This is a genomic window from Blastomonas aquatica (genome assembly GCF_014639875.1).
GTDB classification, from domain to species: Bacteria; Pseudomonadota; Alphaproteobacteria; order Sphingomonadales; family Sphingomonadaceae; genus Blastomonas; species Blastomonas aquatica.
On the sequence record NZ_BMGD01000001.1, the window covers coordinates 503,641 to 520,080 of the forward strand.

Consider the following 16,440-nt stretch of genomic DNA (forward strand, 5'->3'; position numbering starts at 1 on the left):
CTCACTTGGAACCCCGTCACTTCAGCAGCGCTTCGAAGGTACCACGGTTCGTCGTGCCGAACGCGCCCAGCTCGACGATGCGGTTGGTCGCGGTGTCGGTCAGCGACAGCGATCCGTCACTCCAGTGGTTGAGCTCGTAGGGTGCCAGCATCGGGATCGACCGCTTCTGGCGCTCGCGGCCCATGCCGCGCAGCACGCCGCGGACAAACCCGCTGCCTTCCTCACCGTACACATGCAGACGCGCGTTGGTCGTCGCATCGGTCACGACAACCGTGCCATCGGGGCCATCGGCGAACTGCAGCACGCGGGTCGACAGCGCGGTCGCGGCTTCTGCCGAGCGTGTTTCGCTGGCCGACGGCGACGGCGAGATCCAGCCGAGCTGGGTCGCACCGGTCAGCGCCAGCGTAAACAGCACAACACCGCACGCCATGACCAGCGCGCCCTTGGGCACGGTGTTTTCATGGCTGTGGCCGTGGCCGTTATGGCTTGCTGCTTTGGCTGGTGCGGTTGTCATGCGACGGCTCCCTGAAGTCCTGCGGACATTGCATTTGCTTGCGGTGCGGTCTGACCCTGCGAGGTCACCTGCTCCTGCGCACGGTCAACCGGCACGAAATTGGCCACGGCGCGCGCGAGACGCTCACCGACCACGGCAGCATCGGGCAATGCGCGCAGCATCGGCTGGGGGTTGCCCAGCTTCCACGGACGCGCATGCGGCCACAGCACCAGATAGCCCAATTTGTGTGGACCGATCAGCTGCAGAGCCAGATCGCCTTCGACCGGACCCAGCGGACGCAGATTGGCACCGCCAATCTTGGCCAGCGGCAGGTTGATGCACATGTTGAGCGCCACGCCGATGCGCAGCACGACACGGCGGCTGGTCAGCGTGTAGACCGTAGTCCGCGCAACCGCCCAGGCATAGAGCATCAGCAGGCCGATGCCGATCGCGCCCGCGATCAGCGTCGCGATGACGCCGGTCGTGCTGCCGTTGATGATGGCAAGTGCCACCAGGACTGCAAAATACAGCCCCACGATGCGGGTGAAGAGCGCGCTTCGTGCCAGCAACCGCCATTCGGGAGAGCCCTGCCAGATCAGTGTTTCGCCTTCGGGCAGTTCACCGGGCAGACCCCGGATCGGCTCGTCATCATATTCCGTGATCATATCAGCGGCTCCTGCCGTGCTGGGTTCGCGTACAGATAGCCGCCACCGAAGTAGCCGGATATCTTGTCTTCCTCGAGACGGCTGATCTGGCCTGCGATTTCAACCTGCGGGCATCCGGCAAACTGCGCGGCGTTGATCGCATCGACCACGATCTGGCGGGCAGACTTGCGGACCTTTGCCATCGCCATCGGCGCGAGTGCATGCACGCCTTCTGCGGTGACGACCTCAAGATAGCGCACCTGATGCTCGGAACGGTCGACCCAGATTTCGGAAACAGTGCCTGCGACCGCGCCATCAGCACCGATCACGGTCATGCCACGCGGATCGGGATCGCCGCGGGCGATCGAGAAGCTGGGTTCCAGCGTCATCGGCACGATACGGTTGTTACCGAACGCATCAATATCGGGCAAAGGGCTACGCTGAGCGTACGCCGACGGGCCGATGCAATCGGCGAGCGGGTTGCCGGTGGGGATGTAGGGATCGCCTGCACCCGGGCCAGCCTTGCGCGCAGCGATGTTGAACGGCTCCTTGCCGATCGTTGGAGTATAGACGATGCCGCGACCGAAGGGCAGCTTGAACGACTTGGGACTGCCATGCAGCAGCGGGCCACCCATGCCGAGCGAGCGTCCGGTCAGTTCGTCTTCGAGCGGAAAGCCCTCTCGTCGATCTTCGCGTCGCAGATAATATATCAGGCCAATGAAAAAGACCACGAAGGCCCAGAAAGCGATCGATGCAACATCAATATTGCCCACGATATTGCCGTTAAACATGGCGATTACCTCTCTTCTTCAAAAACATCATGTCGGGAACTCTGTGAGGCCGAACCGCGGTTGCGATGTGGCGGTATCGACCTGTTGGCCCCCGACAAGCGGGCCAAGCACGATCATGGTAACAAGCAGCAAAACGATCTCGATCAGGTACACGGTGCCATAGCCGGTGGCGCGATAGGCCAGGGTGTGACCGATCTGGTCCGCCAGCGCGAGCGCGGAGACCCCGTCGCGGATCAGCCCGCCTGCAAGGATGGCAAGCCCGGCACTGGTCGCCTGAACCGCGCCCCAGGCGCCCAGCGCCAGGCCCGACCCCTTGTGCTGGCCGCTGCCGGCAATTGCCATGATCGAAGTCAAGGTGCCGACCGAAAAGAGTCCCGAACCGATGCCGATGGTCAACGATCCGGCGAACACCAGCTCGCTGGCGTCCAGCGGCACGGCAAACAGCAGCATGGCAAAGGCCAACATTCCAACGACCGCGCCAAAGCCTGCAAGCCGCAACGGATCGGCACCTGCGCTCAGGCGGCGCGCGGCATAGGCAAAGCTCAACAGCATGCCGAACGCCCAGAGGCCGGTCAGCACCGTGGTGGCCCCCACCGACATTCCCAGTATCTCGCCGCCAAACGGCTCAAGCAGCACATCCTGCATGCTGAACGCCGCCGTGCCGCAACCGATCGCTGCCAGCAGCCGCGCATTGCGCGCTTCTGCGGTGAATTCGCGCCAGACGACCGAGAATTTGGGCGTCGGACGTTCGGGCCGGGTGGTCGAGGGGCGACGTGCCTCCTGCTTCCACAACGCGATGATGTTGAGCGCCATGGTGAACATCGCAGCGCCCTGAACGATCGCGACCAGCCGGGTCGCGGAGAAGTCCGCGAGCAGCGAGCCCATGATGAACGCAGCCATCATCATGCCGACCAGCAGCATCACGAACATCAGCGCGACGACGCGAGGGCGGGTGTCTTCGGGTGCCAGATCGGTCGCCAGCGCAAGCCCTGCGGTCTGCGTGGTGTGCATGCCAAGCCCGGTGAGCAGGAACGCGACCGCTCCCGCGATCAGGCCCACGGTGAAGGTATCGGGCCGCGACAGCAGCAGCAGCGCGAACGGCATGATCGCCAATCCGCCGAACTGAAGCAGCGAGCCGAACCAGATATAAGGCACCCGGCGCCAGCCGAGCATCGACTTGTGGTTGTCCGACTTGTGGCCGATCAGCGCGCGGAAGGGCGCGACCAGCAAGGGGATCGCGATCATCAGCGCGACCAGCCAGGCCGGCGTGCCGAGTTCGACGATCATCACGCGGTTGAGCGTGCCATTGAGCAGCACCGTGGCGATCCCCACGGTCACCTGGAACAACGACAGCCGCAGCAGACGGCCCATCGGCAGTTCCGCGCTCGCCGCATCGGCGAACGGCAGGAAGCTGCTTCCCAGGCCGGTGAAGAACCGGGTCGAGACGCCAGCAAGGTTCATCCGCGCGACACCATCATAGCATGGCTGGTGTAGAAGCCGCTGACGATGCGTTCGCTCGCGGCGATGCGGTGGCTGGGCAGACGCTGGGCAAGCAGTCTGGTCAGCCTTGCTTCGGCCACCGGCACGATCGCGGGTGCGCGATCGGATTTGGGAAAGAGCTTCCCGGTGGCATGCATCGCCGCGAGCAAGGGTGTCCGCGGTGCGAAAGTGAAGGCGATGTTCGGCGAGCGCTGGGCCAGCGAGGCCAGCACATCGACGATATCGCCGGTCTGATAGTGGATCAGTGAATCCATCGCGACGACATGGTCGAATTCGCCCAGCGCCGGATCGAGCATGTCACCCACCCGCCAGTCGATATCGAGGCCCGAGGGCGCGCGTTCGCGCGCGACATCGACCAGCCCGCGCGAGATATCGATCGCGGTGACATGCGCGCCCAGCTGAGCGGCAGCCACGGCGAGCGAGCCGGTGCCGCAGCCGGCATCAAGGATACGCATGCCGGTCAGATCATCGGGCAGCCAGTCGAGCAGCATCGCGCGCATCCGGTCGCGGCCTGCACGCACGGTGGCGCGAATGCCGCTGACCTTGGTGTCGGAGGTCAGGTCGACCCAGTTCTGCCGCGCGGTGCGGTCGAAATAGGTCTCCAGACGGCCACGATAGCTGTCGTAGGTCGAGCGGGGTGCGCTGGTGGCCATCATTCGAAGCCCAGGAAGTCGAAGATGTCGCGGTCCTTCATCGGCATCGCGTCGAGCGGGTCGGTGCCCTTCCAGAGCGTTGCGGCAAGGCGCATGTACTCGGTCTTCACCGCTTCGATCTCGGGAGTCGAATCCATCTCGAAGATGGTGCACTTTTTCAGGCGGCTGCGGCGGATCGCATCCAGGTCGGGGAAGTGCGCCAGCGTCTTCAGGCCCGTCGCCGCGTTGAAGCGGTCGATCTCGTCGGTCGCGGCCGAACGGTTGGCGATGACGCCCGCCATCCGCACGTCGTAGTTCTTCGACTTGGCCTTGATGGCTGCAACGATACGGTTCATCGCGAAGATGCTGTCGAAATCGTTCGCCGCGACGACCACCGCGCGCTCGGCATGCTGCAAGGGTGCTGCAAAACCGCCACACACCACATCGCCCAGCACATCGAAGATCACCACGTCGGCGTCTTCGAGCAAATGATGCTGCTTGAGCAGCTTGACCGTTTGCCCCACGACATAGCCGCCGCATCCGGTGCCGGCCGGTGGCCCCCCTGCCTCGACGCACATGACGCCGTTGAAGCCCTCGAACATGTAATCTTCGGGGCGCAGCTCCTCGGAGTGGAAATCGACGGTTTCGAGCACGTCGATCACCGTGGGCATCAGCTTCTTGGTCAGCGTGAACGTGCTGTCGTGCTTGGGATCGCAGCCGATCTGCAGCACGCGCTTGCCGAGCAGCGAGAGCGCCGCCGAGAGGTTCGAGGAAGTGGTCGACTTGCCGATGCCGCCCTTGCCGTAAACGGCAAAAACCTTGGCGCCGGTGATCTCATCGCGCGGGTCGAGCGCAACCTGGGTGCTGCCCTCGCCGAAACTGGGGGGCGCGCTGCCGTGGTCTAAAAGGCTCATATCAATAAACTCCCGTCATTCTGCTGCGATCAGGCCTTCCAGCCTGTCTTCAATATCGTCCGCGGCGGCGCGCAGCGCAGCCAGGGTAGCGGCATCCGGTTCCCACAGCCGGCGGTCGCATGCTTCCAGAAGGCGTTCGGCAACACGTGCCGAGGCTTTCGGATTGAGTGTGGCGAGGCGCGCACGCATCGCATCGTCGAGCACATAGGTTTCGCTGATCTGCTGGTAGACCCAAGGTGCGACCTGGCCGGTGGTGGCCGACCAGCCCATCGTCGTGGTGACATGGCCCTCGATCTGGCGGACACCCTCGAAGCCGTGCTTGAGCATGCCTTCGTACCATTTGGGGTTGAGCATCCGGGTGCGGGTTTCGCGGTCAATCTGCTCGGACAGCGTGCGCACCTTGGCAGGGCCTTCGGTGGCATCGACGATGTAGACCGGCGCGGCCTTGCCGCCGCGGGCGCGGGTGACCGAGCGGCTGACACCGCCCAGCGCATCGACATACTGATCGATATCGGTGACGCCCAGTTCGACCGAGTCGAGGTTCTGGTAGGTGAACTCGACCGAGGAGAGCGCGCTTTCGAGCAGCTCGCGGTGCTTTACCGGCGCGCCCGAGCGGCCATAGGCATAGCCCTTGTGGGTTTCGAAGGCTTCGGCAAGCTCGTCGGGGTCGGCCCAGGCGCCGCCGTCAATCATCATGTTGACCTGCGCGCCATATGCGCCCTCGGCGTTGGAGAAGACCCGCAAGGATGCCGTTTCCATATCGCAGCCTATCTTGGCGGCGTGCACCAGTGCATGCTTGCGCACGAAATTCAGCGTTTCGGGCTCGTCAGCGGTCGCGGCCAGCCAGGCGGCTTCGGCAATCATCCGGGTCTGCAACGGCAGAAGATCACGGAACACGCCCGAAAGCGTGGCGATCACGTCGATCCGTGGGCGGCCCAGTTCGGCGAGCGGGATGAGCTCCGCGCCAGCCAGACGCCCGTAGGAGTCGAAGCGCGGGCGCGCACCCAGCAGGCACATGACCTGCGCGATCTGCGTGCCTTCGGTCTTGAGGTTGTCGGTGCCCCACAGCACCATCGCGATGCTTTCAGGCACCGGATCGCCGGCTTCGGCATGGCGGGCCAGCAAAGCTTCGGCCTGGACGGTCCCGGTGGCGCAAGCAAAGGCGCTGGGGATGCGGAAAGGATCGAACCCATGGGTGTTGCGCCCGGTGGGCAGCACTTCGGGGTTGTGCAGGATGTCACCGCCCGGCGCCGGACGGACATAACCGCCGTCGAGCGCATGGACCAAGGCACCCAGCTCGTCATTGGCCGACAGCTTGGCATCAAGCTCTTCGCGAGTAGCGCCATTGTCGGCAGCGGCCAGCGCATTGAGGAACGCCTCGCGCTCTTCGCCTTCGAGCTGGCTGCCCAGCACATGCAGGCCAAAGGGGATCAGCGCGCGTTCGAGCTCGTACAGATTGCCCGCCAGCGCGGCGATATCAGACCCGTCGATGTCCAGGGCGGTCGCCGCATCGCGGATCATGATTTCCAGCGCGGCGCGTTCGACGCCCTCGCCAGCCAGCGAACGCCAGCGTTCGACCAGCGCCTTGAGATCGGAAAAGCCCTTGTACAGGCCGGCTTCGGCCAGCGGCGGGGTGAGGTACGACACCAGGGTCGCACCCGAACGGCGCTTGGCGATGATGCCTTCCGAAGGGTTGTTGGCCGCGTAGAGATAGAAATTGGGGACAGTGCCCAGCAGACGGTCGGGCCAGCAATCGCCCGAAAGGCCTGCCTGCTTGCCCGGCATGAACTCGAGCGCGCCATGGGTACCGAAGTGCAGCATCGCATCGGCGCGGAAGTCTTCGCGGATCCAGCGATAGAATGCGGCAAAGGCGTGCGTCGGGGCGAAATCGCCGTCGAACAGCAACCGCATCGGGTCGCCCTCATAGCCGAAGCTGGGCTGAACGCCGACGAACACGTTGCCGAACTGCTTGCCGAGCACGTGGATCGACCAGCCATCGCTGTTCAGCTTGCCGGGCGCGGGGCCCCACTGCTTTTCGATCGCGCGCAGATGCGGTTCGTTGGTGACATGGTCGTCGGTCGAGATCCGCACCGCGACATTGGCGTCCGATCCGAAGCGTTCCGCATTGCCCTTGAGGATGGCATCGCGCAGGCCATCGACGGTGGCCGGTGCTGAGCAGTCATAACCCTCGGCCGACAGGCGGTGGAGCGTGGCGTGTAGTGACTCGAACACCGCAAGGTGCGCCGCGCTGCCGGTGGCACCGGCATTGGGCGGAAAGTTGAAGAGGATGATCGCCAGCTTGCGCTTGGCCCGCTCGGACCGGCGCAGCGCCACCATCCGCTCGACCTTGGCGGCGAGCATCTCGGCGCGCTCGGGGCAGCTTTGCATCGAGCGCATCGCATCGGGCGCGGTGAACAGGCAGTGGCGCGCGCAGCCATCGCAGGGCTCGCCCGCGCCATCGGATCGGCCACCAAAGACATGCGGCATAACCGCGCCATCGAGCTCGGGGATCGCGACCATCATTGTTGCTTCCAGCGGCAGCAGGCCCTGATGGCGGTTGCCCCATTGCTCGAGGCTCTGGAACTCGATGGGGTGCGCCGCGATGTACGGCAGGTCCATTCCGGCAAGAATTTCCTCGGCGGCGGCCGCATCGTTATAGGCAGGGCCGCCGACCAGCGAGAAGCCGGTGAGGTTGATCACCGCATCGACTTGCGGCTGGCCATCCTTGACCAGGAACCTGTCGATCGCCGGACGCGCATCAAGCCCGCTGGCGAAGGTCGGCACGACATTGAGCCCGCGCGCTTCGAGCGCTGCGATCACGCCGTCATAATGCGCGGCGTCCTTGCCGAGCAGATACGAGCGCAGCAGGATCAGGCCGACGGTGCCGCCAGCCTTGGCATTGCGCGGCAGCGCGCGCGCGTCTTCGGTGATCTTTTCCGCCATCGCGGGGTGATACAGGCCCAGCTCGGGATACTCGCGCGGCGCCTGCGCCGGCGTGGTGCCCTTAAGCGCAGCACGGTCGCCAGCGGCATAGCGATCGATCAGGCCGCGGATCATCGAGACGACATTGTCGTCGCTGCCCGCCAGCCAATATTGCAAGGTGAGGAAATAATGCCGCACGTCCTGCGCGGTGCCGGGGACGAACTTGAGGATCTTGGGCAGGCGGCGCAGCATCTTCATCTGGCCGGCACCCGAACTGGCCCCCGGCTTCGATGATCCGCGCAGCTTCTTGAGCAGCGCCAGCGGTCCGCGCGCAGGCGCATCCATGCGATATCCGCCCATCCGGGTCAGCTTGACGATATCGCCTGCCGACATCAGGCCGAGCATCGCATCGCACTGCTCGCGTCGGGCCTCGAGCGCGGGAAGAATCGCGCGGACATGGTCCTCGAGAAACAGCATGGTGGCGATGATGATATCGGCGCGGGCGATATCGGCGCGGGCGGCATCGAGCGCACCGGGATCACGGTCCCAGTCGGCAGCGGCGTGGAAACCGATGGACAGGCCCGGGAGGTCCTTGACCAGGACGGCTTCGGCACGGTCGACTGCACCCGACAGATGGTTGTCGAGCGTGATGAACACCACGCGGATCGCGGCTGAGCGGTTCTGGGCCGCTGACGTGTTGGCTCTACCGGGCATAATGCGCCTTTGCCTCATAGAGCGTGTCAATCGTGATGGAGGCCAGCCCACGCTCAGCAGCATAAGCCTCAGTGTTGCGCCGCGCCTTGCCGCGCACAAAGAACGGAATTTTCTTGAGTTCGATCTCCGCTTCGGTGGTCCAGCGGGCAGCGACGTCGAGCACCGCCACATCTCCCAAATCCTCCCCGGTACGGGGAGGTGGCAGCGCGTCAGCGCTGACGGAGGGGGAGCGTTCAGGTGCAATGTCGTCAGGGAAGCGCAATCCGGCTTCCCCTCCACCATCTTGCGGATGGTCCCCCTCCCCGGTCCGGGGAGGATTGGTCGTGGTGCCATGCGCCAGGTGGCTGGCGCCTGCACCGTCGTGAAATTCGGGATCATCGCGGAACATGGTGAGCAGATGCTCTTCCAGCCCCATCACCAGTGGATGCACCCAGCTGTCGAACAGCACGTTGGCGCCTTCGAAGCCCATTTGCGGGCTGTGCCGCGCGGGGAAATCCTGGACATGCACCGGCGCCGAGATCACCGCGCAGGGCACCGAGAGGCGCTTGGCAATGTGGCGTTCCATCTGCGTGCCCAGCACCAGCTCGGGGTGCGCGGCGGCGATGGCGTCTTCGACTTCGAGATGATCGTCGGTGATCAGCGGCTCGACACCGTGTTCGGCAGCAGCGGCGCGGATATCGCGGGCGAATTCGCGGTTGTAGCAGCCCAGGCCGCAGACCACGAAGCCCAGCTCGTCGCGCGCGACTCGGGCCGCAGCGATGGCATGCGTCGCGTCACCGAAGATGAAGACGCGCTTGCCGGTGAGGTACGTCGAATCGACCGAGCGGCTCCACCAAGGCATCCGCGCTTCAGCAAGATCGAGCGCCGGAGCGGCATCGACACCGGCAAGGCCAGCGACTTCACGGATGAAATCGAGCGTAGCGCCATGGCCGATCGGGATGGTCTTGGTGAAGGGCTGCTTAAAGCTCTTTTCCAGCCAGCGCGCGGCGGTGTCGGCGATTTCCGGATACATCACGATGTTGAAATCGGCGTCTGCAATCCGGGCTATGTCGGCCGCGCTCGCCCCCATGGGCGCGGTGACGTTAATCTCTATGCCGAGCGCAGCCAGAATCTTCGCGATCTCGACGATATCGTCGCGATGGCGAAAACCCAGTGCGCTCGGCCCAAGCAGGTTCGCTTTGGGACGCGGAGAACCTGCCTGGCGCGATGCGGGGCGGGAGGAATCCCCGACCGCGAGAGTCCTGACAATCTGGTAGAATGTTTCCGAAGCGCCCCAGTTTTCCTTGCGGGAGTAACTGGGCAGCTCGAGCGGAATGACGGGAATGGGAAGCCGCATCGCCTGGGCCATGCCAGCGGGGTCATCCTGTATCAGTTCGGCAGTGCACGACGATCCGACCAGGAGGGCGGCGGGATTGTAGCGGGCAACCGCATCGCGCGCCGCGGTCTGGAACAGCTCGGCGGTATCCGTGCCCAGATCGCGCGCCTGGAAGGTGGTGTAGGTCACCGGAGGACGCTTGCCGCGCCGCTCGATCATCGTGAACAGCAGGTCGGCATAGGTGTCGCCCTGCGGCGCATGCAGCAGGTAATGCACGTCGGTCATACCGGTCGCGACCCGCATTGCCCCTACGTGAGGAGGCCCTTCATAGGTCCAGACCGATAGCTGCATGACCCTATACCCTCAACACGTCGCGGCGACGAATCGGCCGGGCAAAAAGCTCAGCGAGATCACCCGCCTGATCGAAACCATGGATCGGCGAGAACACGAGTTCGATCGCCCATTTGGTGGTGAAGCCTTCCGACTCGAGCGGATTGGCAAGGCCAAGACCGCACACGGTGATGTCGGGCTTGGATGCGCGGACCCGGTCGAGCTGCTTGTCGACATCCTGGCCTTCGCTGATCACGGTGCCGACCGGCAGCTGCGCCAGTTCTGCGGCCATGTGCTGGCGGTGCAGATAGGGCGTTCCGACTTCTACCGGGATCATGCCCAGCTCTACATGCAGGAAGCGTGCGAGCGGCAGTTCGAGCTGCGAATCGGGGAGGAAGAAGATGGTCTTGCCTTCGAGTCGCGCGCGGCTGTGCTCGAGCGCACGCTTGGCACGCTCGCGGCCCGGCGCGACAACGCTGCGGAAGTGCATTTCATCAATGCCGAATGCATTTGCCGCTGCGCGTAGCCAGTCTGTGGTGCCTTCCGCGCCGAACGGGAAGGCAGCAGGCAGATGCACAGCACCGCGATCTTCAAGCGCCAGCGCGGTATCGCCCAGGAACGGCTGCGCGAGCAGGAAGCGGGTATTGGGGCCAACCGCGGGCAGATCGCGCGATGAACGTGCCGGCAGGCAGGCGACGTTGGTGATTCCCATGTCGCGCACCAAGCGCAGCAGCTGGTCTTCGACGATATCGGGAAGCGCGCCGACGATCAGCAGCTGCTGGGCCGAGCCTTCGGGCAGCTGCGGCATGAACGGCACCAGTGAGGCAAGGCATGCGTCCTCGCCCTGGGTGAAGGTGGTTTCAATGCCGCTGCCCGAATAATTGACGATTCGCACATCGGGAAGGAACGCGCCGGCGAGCCGATGGGCGGCGCGTGCCAGATCGAGCTTGATCACTTCCGAAGGGCAGCTGCCCACCAGAAACAGGGTGCGGATCTCGGGACGGCGCGCCAGCAGGCGGCGTACCACACGGTCGAGCTCTTCATTGGCATCGGCCAGGCCCGCCAGATCGCGTTCCTCGATGATTGCAGTAGCAAAGCGAGGCTCGGCAAAGATCATCACGCCCGCGGCCGATTGCAGCAGATGCGCGCAGGTGCGCGATCCGACGACGAGGAAGAACGCGTCGGGCATCTTGCGGTGCAACCAGACGATGCCGGTGAGACCGCAGAACACTTCGCGCTGGCCGCGTTCGCGCAGAACGGGAGCGGTGGTGCAACCGGCGTCGGCGAGAGCAGGGGCAGGTGCGGTCGTGATCATGATGCCACCGCCAGTGCGCCGTGCGAATCGGACTGCTTTGCAGCCTCGAGTCGTGCCACGCGCAGCTTCCAGAGAAACTGGCCGGCGTTGATGATGTAGGCGCCATATCCTGCCAGCGCGACGCCCATCCGGGCCTCGACACTGCCGATACCACCCAGCAGCATCACCAAATATAAGGTGTGCAGCGCCAGAACGAGCATCGAGAAGACGTCTTCCCAGAAGAACGCCGGTGCAAACAGCCACTTGCCGAAGACCACCTTTTCCCAGATCGATCCGGTGACCATGATGGTGTAGAGCGTAAGCGTCTTGACGATGATCGATACGTCGGCAGCGAAAGCGCCTTCGCCGGTGGCGAAGTACCGCACGACCAGCGAAAGGCTGACAAGAAAGATGATGAACTGGATGGGCGCGAGGACGCCCTGGACCAGTGTCCATACGGTCGAATCGCGGCGTTCGCGCTCTTCGGCCGTGTAAAGGGAAACAGGTGCAGCGTTGGACCGATGACCTGACGGGTCACCTGTAAAGTCGCGCATTTCCGCAGGTCTAGGCTGGTTTTCCAGTGGCATAAGCGCCGTTGCGTCTCCCGTATCAAGACCTGAAGCCTACCCTTCGCTCGGCAAAAGTGTCAAGTTAAATTGACGTATAGTTTTCTTGACAAAAAGTCTGTTGTCAGGCTCACTGGACAGGCGTAGGGTTGAGACTTGGCGAGGGAACGATCCAAGAAGTCTCCAGCCTCCAGGCCGATGCACGGTTCAATGAGGGACCGGGATGCATCGACAAGACCAGGAGAGTCTGAATGGCCTCAGTTTTTGGCATCGATTTGATAAAGTCGACGACAGGACTGTTCCGCAATGCGCGTTCGCGCAAGAAAGCGTCGCCTTGGGATGGTGAGCAGACCGGTCATGGCCGCGCTGCCAGCCATCGCGCCAGCGATGACGTTGGTCGCCTGGTGGAAGACGAAATCATCCCGCGGCTGCTAATGGTGCACCAGGATGATCCACGAATGAGCCAATTCCCTGCCGATACGCCAGCGACAATGAGCCCTGGAGCCATGTCCGGTCATGGCGCGGGTCCTGACAACAACGGGTTCCGGGATACCTCGGGCACCCAGTCGAACGACAACGTGCTCGACGTGAAGATCGAAACCGTGGCCGCCCTGATTGCGCCGGTACAGGTGTTCGATGAAGCGACGATCCAGGATTTTGCTTCACAGGTTCTGATCAGCGAAGTCGATGTTCTGTCAGATGTGGTGACTGCGTACCTCGATCAGAATATCGCGCCCGAAACACTGTTCATCCAGCTGATTGCGCCGGCTGCGCGCGAACTGGGTGAAAAATGGACTCGCGACGAATGTGATTTCGTCGATGTGACGATGGGTCTTTGGCGGCTGCAATCATTGCTGCGCACGATCGCTTTGTGGGCCCCGCCCTCACCCGGCTGGAACCTGCGCACCCACAAGGCCCTATTTACCGCGATGCCCGATGACCAGCACAGCCTGGGAACGTTGATCATTTCGGAGTGCTTCCAGCGCGCAGGCTGGGATGTGGAAACACTGATCGAGCCGCAACAAGCGGACATTTTGCAGGCTTTGGGCGCAACATCATTCGATCTGGTTGGATTGACAGTGACGACCGACTTTTATATCGCGGCAGTCCCCAAGCTGCTGACGGCGATGAGAAGCGTGTCCTGCAATCCCAATCTTGCGATCATGATCGGCGGTCCGGCCATTGGCTATGACCCGGCGCGCGCCCGCGATTTGGGGGCCGATGGTACCGCACCGGATGCTGAGGCCGCGCTCGCTTTGGCCGACGAACTCGTATGTGCCGGGGTTGAGCGCTCAGCTCTTGCATTTTGAAGTCCGCACCCGGCGCGGCTATGATAAAGGACGAGCTTCTCGCAACCCCCATGCCTTTTCGCGACCTCAAAGGCGTCGTAGGCACACTTGAAATCGGAGCAGCACTCGCATTGGTGCTGGCCGCAGGCGATATCGCATTGGCGCTCGATTCCGACGGCGTCATCAGCGATGTTTCCGTCAGTGTCGACGACATGCCCGACCTCAGCGGCTGGATAGGCAGGCGCTGGGAGGACACCGTTGCGCTTGATAGCAAGCCCAAGATCAACGAAATGCTCGCGAGCGAACCTTCAGGAACGCCCGAGCGCTGGCGTCAGGTCAACCACCCTGGCCCTGATGGCAATCTTCCCATCCATTATCGCCTCGTCGATCTGGGCGAGGGCAATCCGCGCATGGCTATCGGCCGCGACGTTCGCGCCTGGGCCAGCCTGCAGCAACGGCTGCTGCAGACCCAGCAGTCGCTCGAGCGCGATTATCTCAAGCTGCGCCAGACAGAGGCCCGGTTCCGCTTGTTGTTCGACATGATCACCGATCCGGTTATGGTCATCGATGCGGGCACCCGGCGGATCACGGCCGCCAACCCTGCCAGCTATCGTCTGTTCGGCGCCAAAGCGGGCACCCTTGAGAGCCGCGATCTTGCCAATGTCATTGGCGGCGTATCACGCGATGATCTGATCGCCAGCCTGGGCGGCGCAACAGCAACCGGCGAACGATGCGAGATGGATATCAACATCACCGAGGGCCAGCCCCCGATGTTGCTGACCGCGATGCCCTTCCGTCAGGACAATGGCCGCCAGTTCATGATCCGGCTATCGCAATCGGGTGAAGGCGCAGGCAAAACCAGCGACCAGCGACCTTTGCACGAATTGATCGAGCGGATGCCCGATGCCTTCGTGCTGACCGATGGCGAAATGCAGATCATCACCGCCAACTCGGCGTTTATCGACCTGGTTCATGGCAGCTCGAAAGAGGCGATCACCGGCCAACCGCTGGGCCGTTTCATCGGCCGTCCCGGTATCGATGTCGATCTGATGCGCAAGCAACTCGACGCCCATGGTCAGGTGCGCAATGCGACCACCATCGTCCATGCCGACGACGCCATCGAAGAGGCAATCGAGGTCTCGGGCGTGAAGACCGACAGCCAGGGCGGACATTACGGCTTTGCCATCCGCACCGTCAGCCGCCGGATGCGCGACCTGCCGCCTGCCGATCGCGACCTGCCACGCTCGGTCGACCAGCTCACCGAACTCGTCGGGCGGATGCCGCTGCGCGAGATCGTCCGCGAATCGACCGACCTGATCGAACGGATGTGCATCGAGGCCGCGCTCGCCTACACGTCGGACAACCGCGCGTCCGCCGCCGAAATCCTGGGGCTGAGCCGCCAGAGCCTGTATTCCAAGCTCCATCGGCATGGGCTGGGCAATCTGGTCGGACGCAAGGACGAGCTGGGGTAGACCGGGCGCGGCCGCTTTGCGCCCGACAGGCCGCAGGCGGACGGGCCAGCCCGCATGTCGCTATCGGCCTATCAGCCCCAGCGCGTGACGGATGAATGCGTCGCGATCAACCACCCACTGGGCATCTGCGGGCAGTTGCGGATCGGCAAAGGTCCACCCTTCCGGGGAATAGGCCTTGCGCAGCGATCCTCGCGTATTGAACGCCAGTGACACCATTCGTTGCTGGGCTTTTGTGCTGAGCGCGTTGCCGATCACGGTCGGTGTACCAGGCTCCACCCCCAGCCCCTGCTGCCCCAGCCTGAAGACATAAGGTTCGGTACGAAAGCTCTCGACTACGGTGTTCTGGAACACCGACAGATACACCTGATCGAGCGCGGCAAGTGGTGATGCCGGCATCCGCCAGTCCGGGCTGACCATGATGTTCCAAGGATAGTTTTGCGGCGCTCCGTAGACGATCTCTGTGCGCAGATCGACCAGCGCGTCGCGCGGCGCTTGCGCAGGGGGCACTCGCTTCACCCGCAGATTGTTCGACCAGGTAAAGCCGAAGGCCGAGATATCCACCGGCGGCATCGCCGATGGCACGGTCGCACCCGGCAGGTTGGCCACGGTCACATCTTCATAGATCCGCAAATAGGCCTTGTCCTTGAGCTGGTGACCGCTCGCGACGTCCACCCAGCCCTTCTGACCATACCAGACCGAATTGCGCATGTGCGAGACGAGCGTGCCGTTGATATAGGTTGAATGCTCCTGGTCGACATTGTCGCCGACATTGCCGGCGATCTCGCTGTCCTCGATAAAGACCATGATCTCGCCGCCCGGCACGAACAGCGCGTTCTTGCCGCCAAATATCTTCGTCCTGCGGATCACTGCGGTCACCAGCCCAGGCCGGGTGACCCCCAGCACCTCAAGATGGACCGCACCCTTCACTTGGCCTGCACCGGGAAAGTCGAGGGCGATGTCGCGCATCTCGAAATGAACCCGCTGCGGCCCCAGATCGAACAGCCGCAGGTTGATCGTCGCCCAGGCATCGTCGCTACGGAAGGTCACCGGGATACCGGGGACCGAAGAGCGGAAGATATATTGCGTGCCCTGTGTGGCGCCGGTGATCTGCGGCATCCAGGGCGCGAAGGGATAGACGCAGGGCTGCCCCGTACTATCTAAGGCCTCATAGATGAATTCATATCCGCCTTCGACCCGGCCGTAGAGCGATTCCGCCGATTGCCCGGCATACACCTCTCGCCCGGCCGCGCGCGAGGCATCACACCGGATCCGCAAGGTCACCGCCGGCGCGCGCAGCCCCTGCATCGGCATGTAGAACGGATAGGAATGATCGCGCTGCGCCGCGTTTTGGGGCGGCACGGGCGCGGTAACATTCTCGGTCGGGGCAAGCGGCTCGGACTCAAGGATGACCTGGCGCCCTTGCGGCTCCCGATCTGCCGATGACGACAATACCAACGGCAAAGACGCCAACAGGAGTGCCAGTCTGCTCAGTGTCATCTTTCGACCTCCCGACCCATTGGCACCTTGTCGCTGTTCCGTTCTGGGGTGCCTAGCCCCCTTCGCC

The 16,440-nt window shown here is 63.6% G+C and carries 13 protein-coding genes; 2 read left to right on the forward strand and 11 right to left on the reverse strand.

Going from position 1 to position 16,440, the window contains the following annotated elements; translation table 11 throughout:
- Positions 1–16: 16 nt before the first annotated feature.
- Genes puhC through bchF form a run of 10 tightly spaced genes read right to left on the reverse strand, consistent with a single transcriptional unit; the run spans position 17 to position 12,103 of the window.
- On the reverse strand, positions 17–514 hold the full coding sequence (gene puhC / locus IEW00_RS02340) for a photosynthetic complex assembly protein PuhC (RefSeq protein ID WP_188512732.1): 498 nt from the start codon (positions 512–514) through the stop codon (positions 17–19).
- Positions 511–1,158: a photosynthetic complex putative assembly protein PuhB gene (puhB, locus tag IEW00_RS02345; protein ID WP_188512733.1), complete on the reverse strand. Its 648-nt coding sequence runs from the start codon at positions 1,156–1,158 to the stop codon at positions 511–513. Before puhB ends, puhC begins: the two co-directional genes overlap by 4 nt.
- Positions 1,155–1,928: a photosynthetic reaction center subunit H gene (gene puhA, locus IEW00_RS02350; protein WP_188512734.1), complete on the reverse strand. Its 774-nt coding sequence runs from the start codon at positions 1,926–1,928 to the stop codon at positions 1,155–1,157. Before puhA ends, puhB begins: the two co-directional genes overlap by 4 nt.
- Before the next feature lie 27 nt (positions 1,929–1,955).
- Positions 1,956–3,389, reverse strand: a complete 1,434-nt coding sequence (locus IEW00_RS02355) for a BCD family MFS transporter (protein ID WP_188512735.1) — start codon at positions 3,387–3,389, stop codon at positions 1,956–1,958.
- Positions 3,386–4,081 carry a magnesium protoporphyrin IX methyltransferase gene (bchM, locus tag IEW00_RS02360; protein ID WP_188513076.1) on the reverse strand — a complete coding sequence of 232 codons (696 nt, stop codon included), beginning with the start codon at positions 4,079–4,081 and terminating at the stop codon, positions 3,386–3,388. Before bchM ends, IEW00_RS02355 begins: the two co-directional genes overlap by 4 nt.
- A complete protein-coding gene (gene bchL, locus IEW00_RS02365; protein WP_188512736.1) occupies positions 4,081–4,974 on the reverse strand; it encodes a ferredoxin:protochlorophyllide reductase (ATP-dependent) iron-sulfur ATP-binding protein in 894 nt (297 codons plus the stop codon). Before bchL ends, bchM begins: the two co-directional genes overlap by 1 nt.
- Before the next feature lie 15 nt (positions 4,975–4,989).
- Positions 4,990–8,610 carry a magnesium chelatase subunit H gene (locus IEW00_RS02370; RefSeq protein ID WP_188512737.1) on the reverse strand — a complete coding sequence of 1,207 codons (3,621 nt, stop codon included), beginning with the start codon at positions 8,608–8,610 and terminating at the stop codon, positions 4,990–4,992.
- The gene (bchB, locus tag IEW00_RS02375) at positions 8,600–10,276 is read right to left on the reverse strand and encodes a ferredoxin:protochlorophyllide reductase (ATP-dependent) subunit B (protein ID WP_188512738.1); all 1,677 of its coding nucleotides are present in this window, start codon (positions 10,274–10,276) and stop codon (positions 8,600–8,602) included. Before bchB ends, IEW00_RS02370 begins: the two co-directional genes overlap by 11 nt.
- A gap of 4 nt (positions 10,277–10,280) precedes the next feature.
- Positions 10,281–11,570, reverse strand: a complete 1,290-nt coding sequence (locus tag IEW00_RS02380) for a ferredoxin:protochlorophyllide reductase (ATP-dependent) subunit N (protein WP_188512739.1) — start codon at positions 11,568–11,570, stop codon at positions 10,281–10,283.
- Entirely contained in the window at positions 11,567–12,103 is a 537-nt protein-coding gene (bchF, locus tag IEW00_RS02385) for a 2-vinyl bacteriochlorophyllide hydratase (protein ID WP_229736763.1), read from the reverse strand. Before bchF ends, IEW00_RS02380 begins: the two co-directional genes overlap by 4 nt.
- Positions 12,104–12,366: 263 nt before the next feature.
- Here bchF and IEW00_RS02390 point away from each other — a divergent pair, with 263 nt between their 5' ends.
- Both IEW00_RS02390 and ppsR read left to right on the forward strand, forming a co-directional pair.
- Positions 12,367–13,425: a cobalamin B12-binding domain-containing protein gene (locus tag IEW00_RS02390; protein WP_188512741.1), complete on the forward strand. Its 1,059-nt coding sequence runs from the start codon at positions 12,367–12,369 to the stop codon at positions 13,423–13,425.
- Between the two features lie 50 nt (positions 13,426–13,475).
- Positions 13,476–14,876 carry a transcriptional regulator PpsR gene (ppsR, locus tag IEW00_RS02395; protein ID WP_188512742.1) on the forward strand — a complete coding sequence of 467 codons (1,401 nt, stop codon included), beginning with the start codon at positions 13,476–13,478 and terminating at the stop codon, positions 14,874–14,876.
- A gap of 60 nt (positions 14,877–14,936) precedes the next feature.
- Here ppsR and IEW00_RS02400 read toward each other — a convergent pair whose 3' ends face one another.
- A complete protein-coding gene (locus tag IEW00_RS02400; RefSeq protein WP_188512743.1) occupies positions 14,937–16,373 on the reverse strand; it encodes a hypothetical protein in 1,437 nt (478 codons plus the stop codon).
- Between the last annotated feature and the right edge of the window lie 67 nt (positions 16,374–16,440).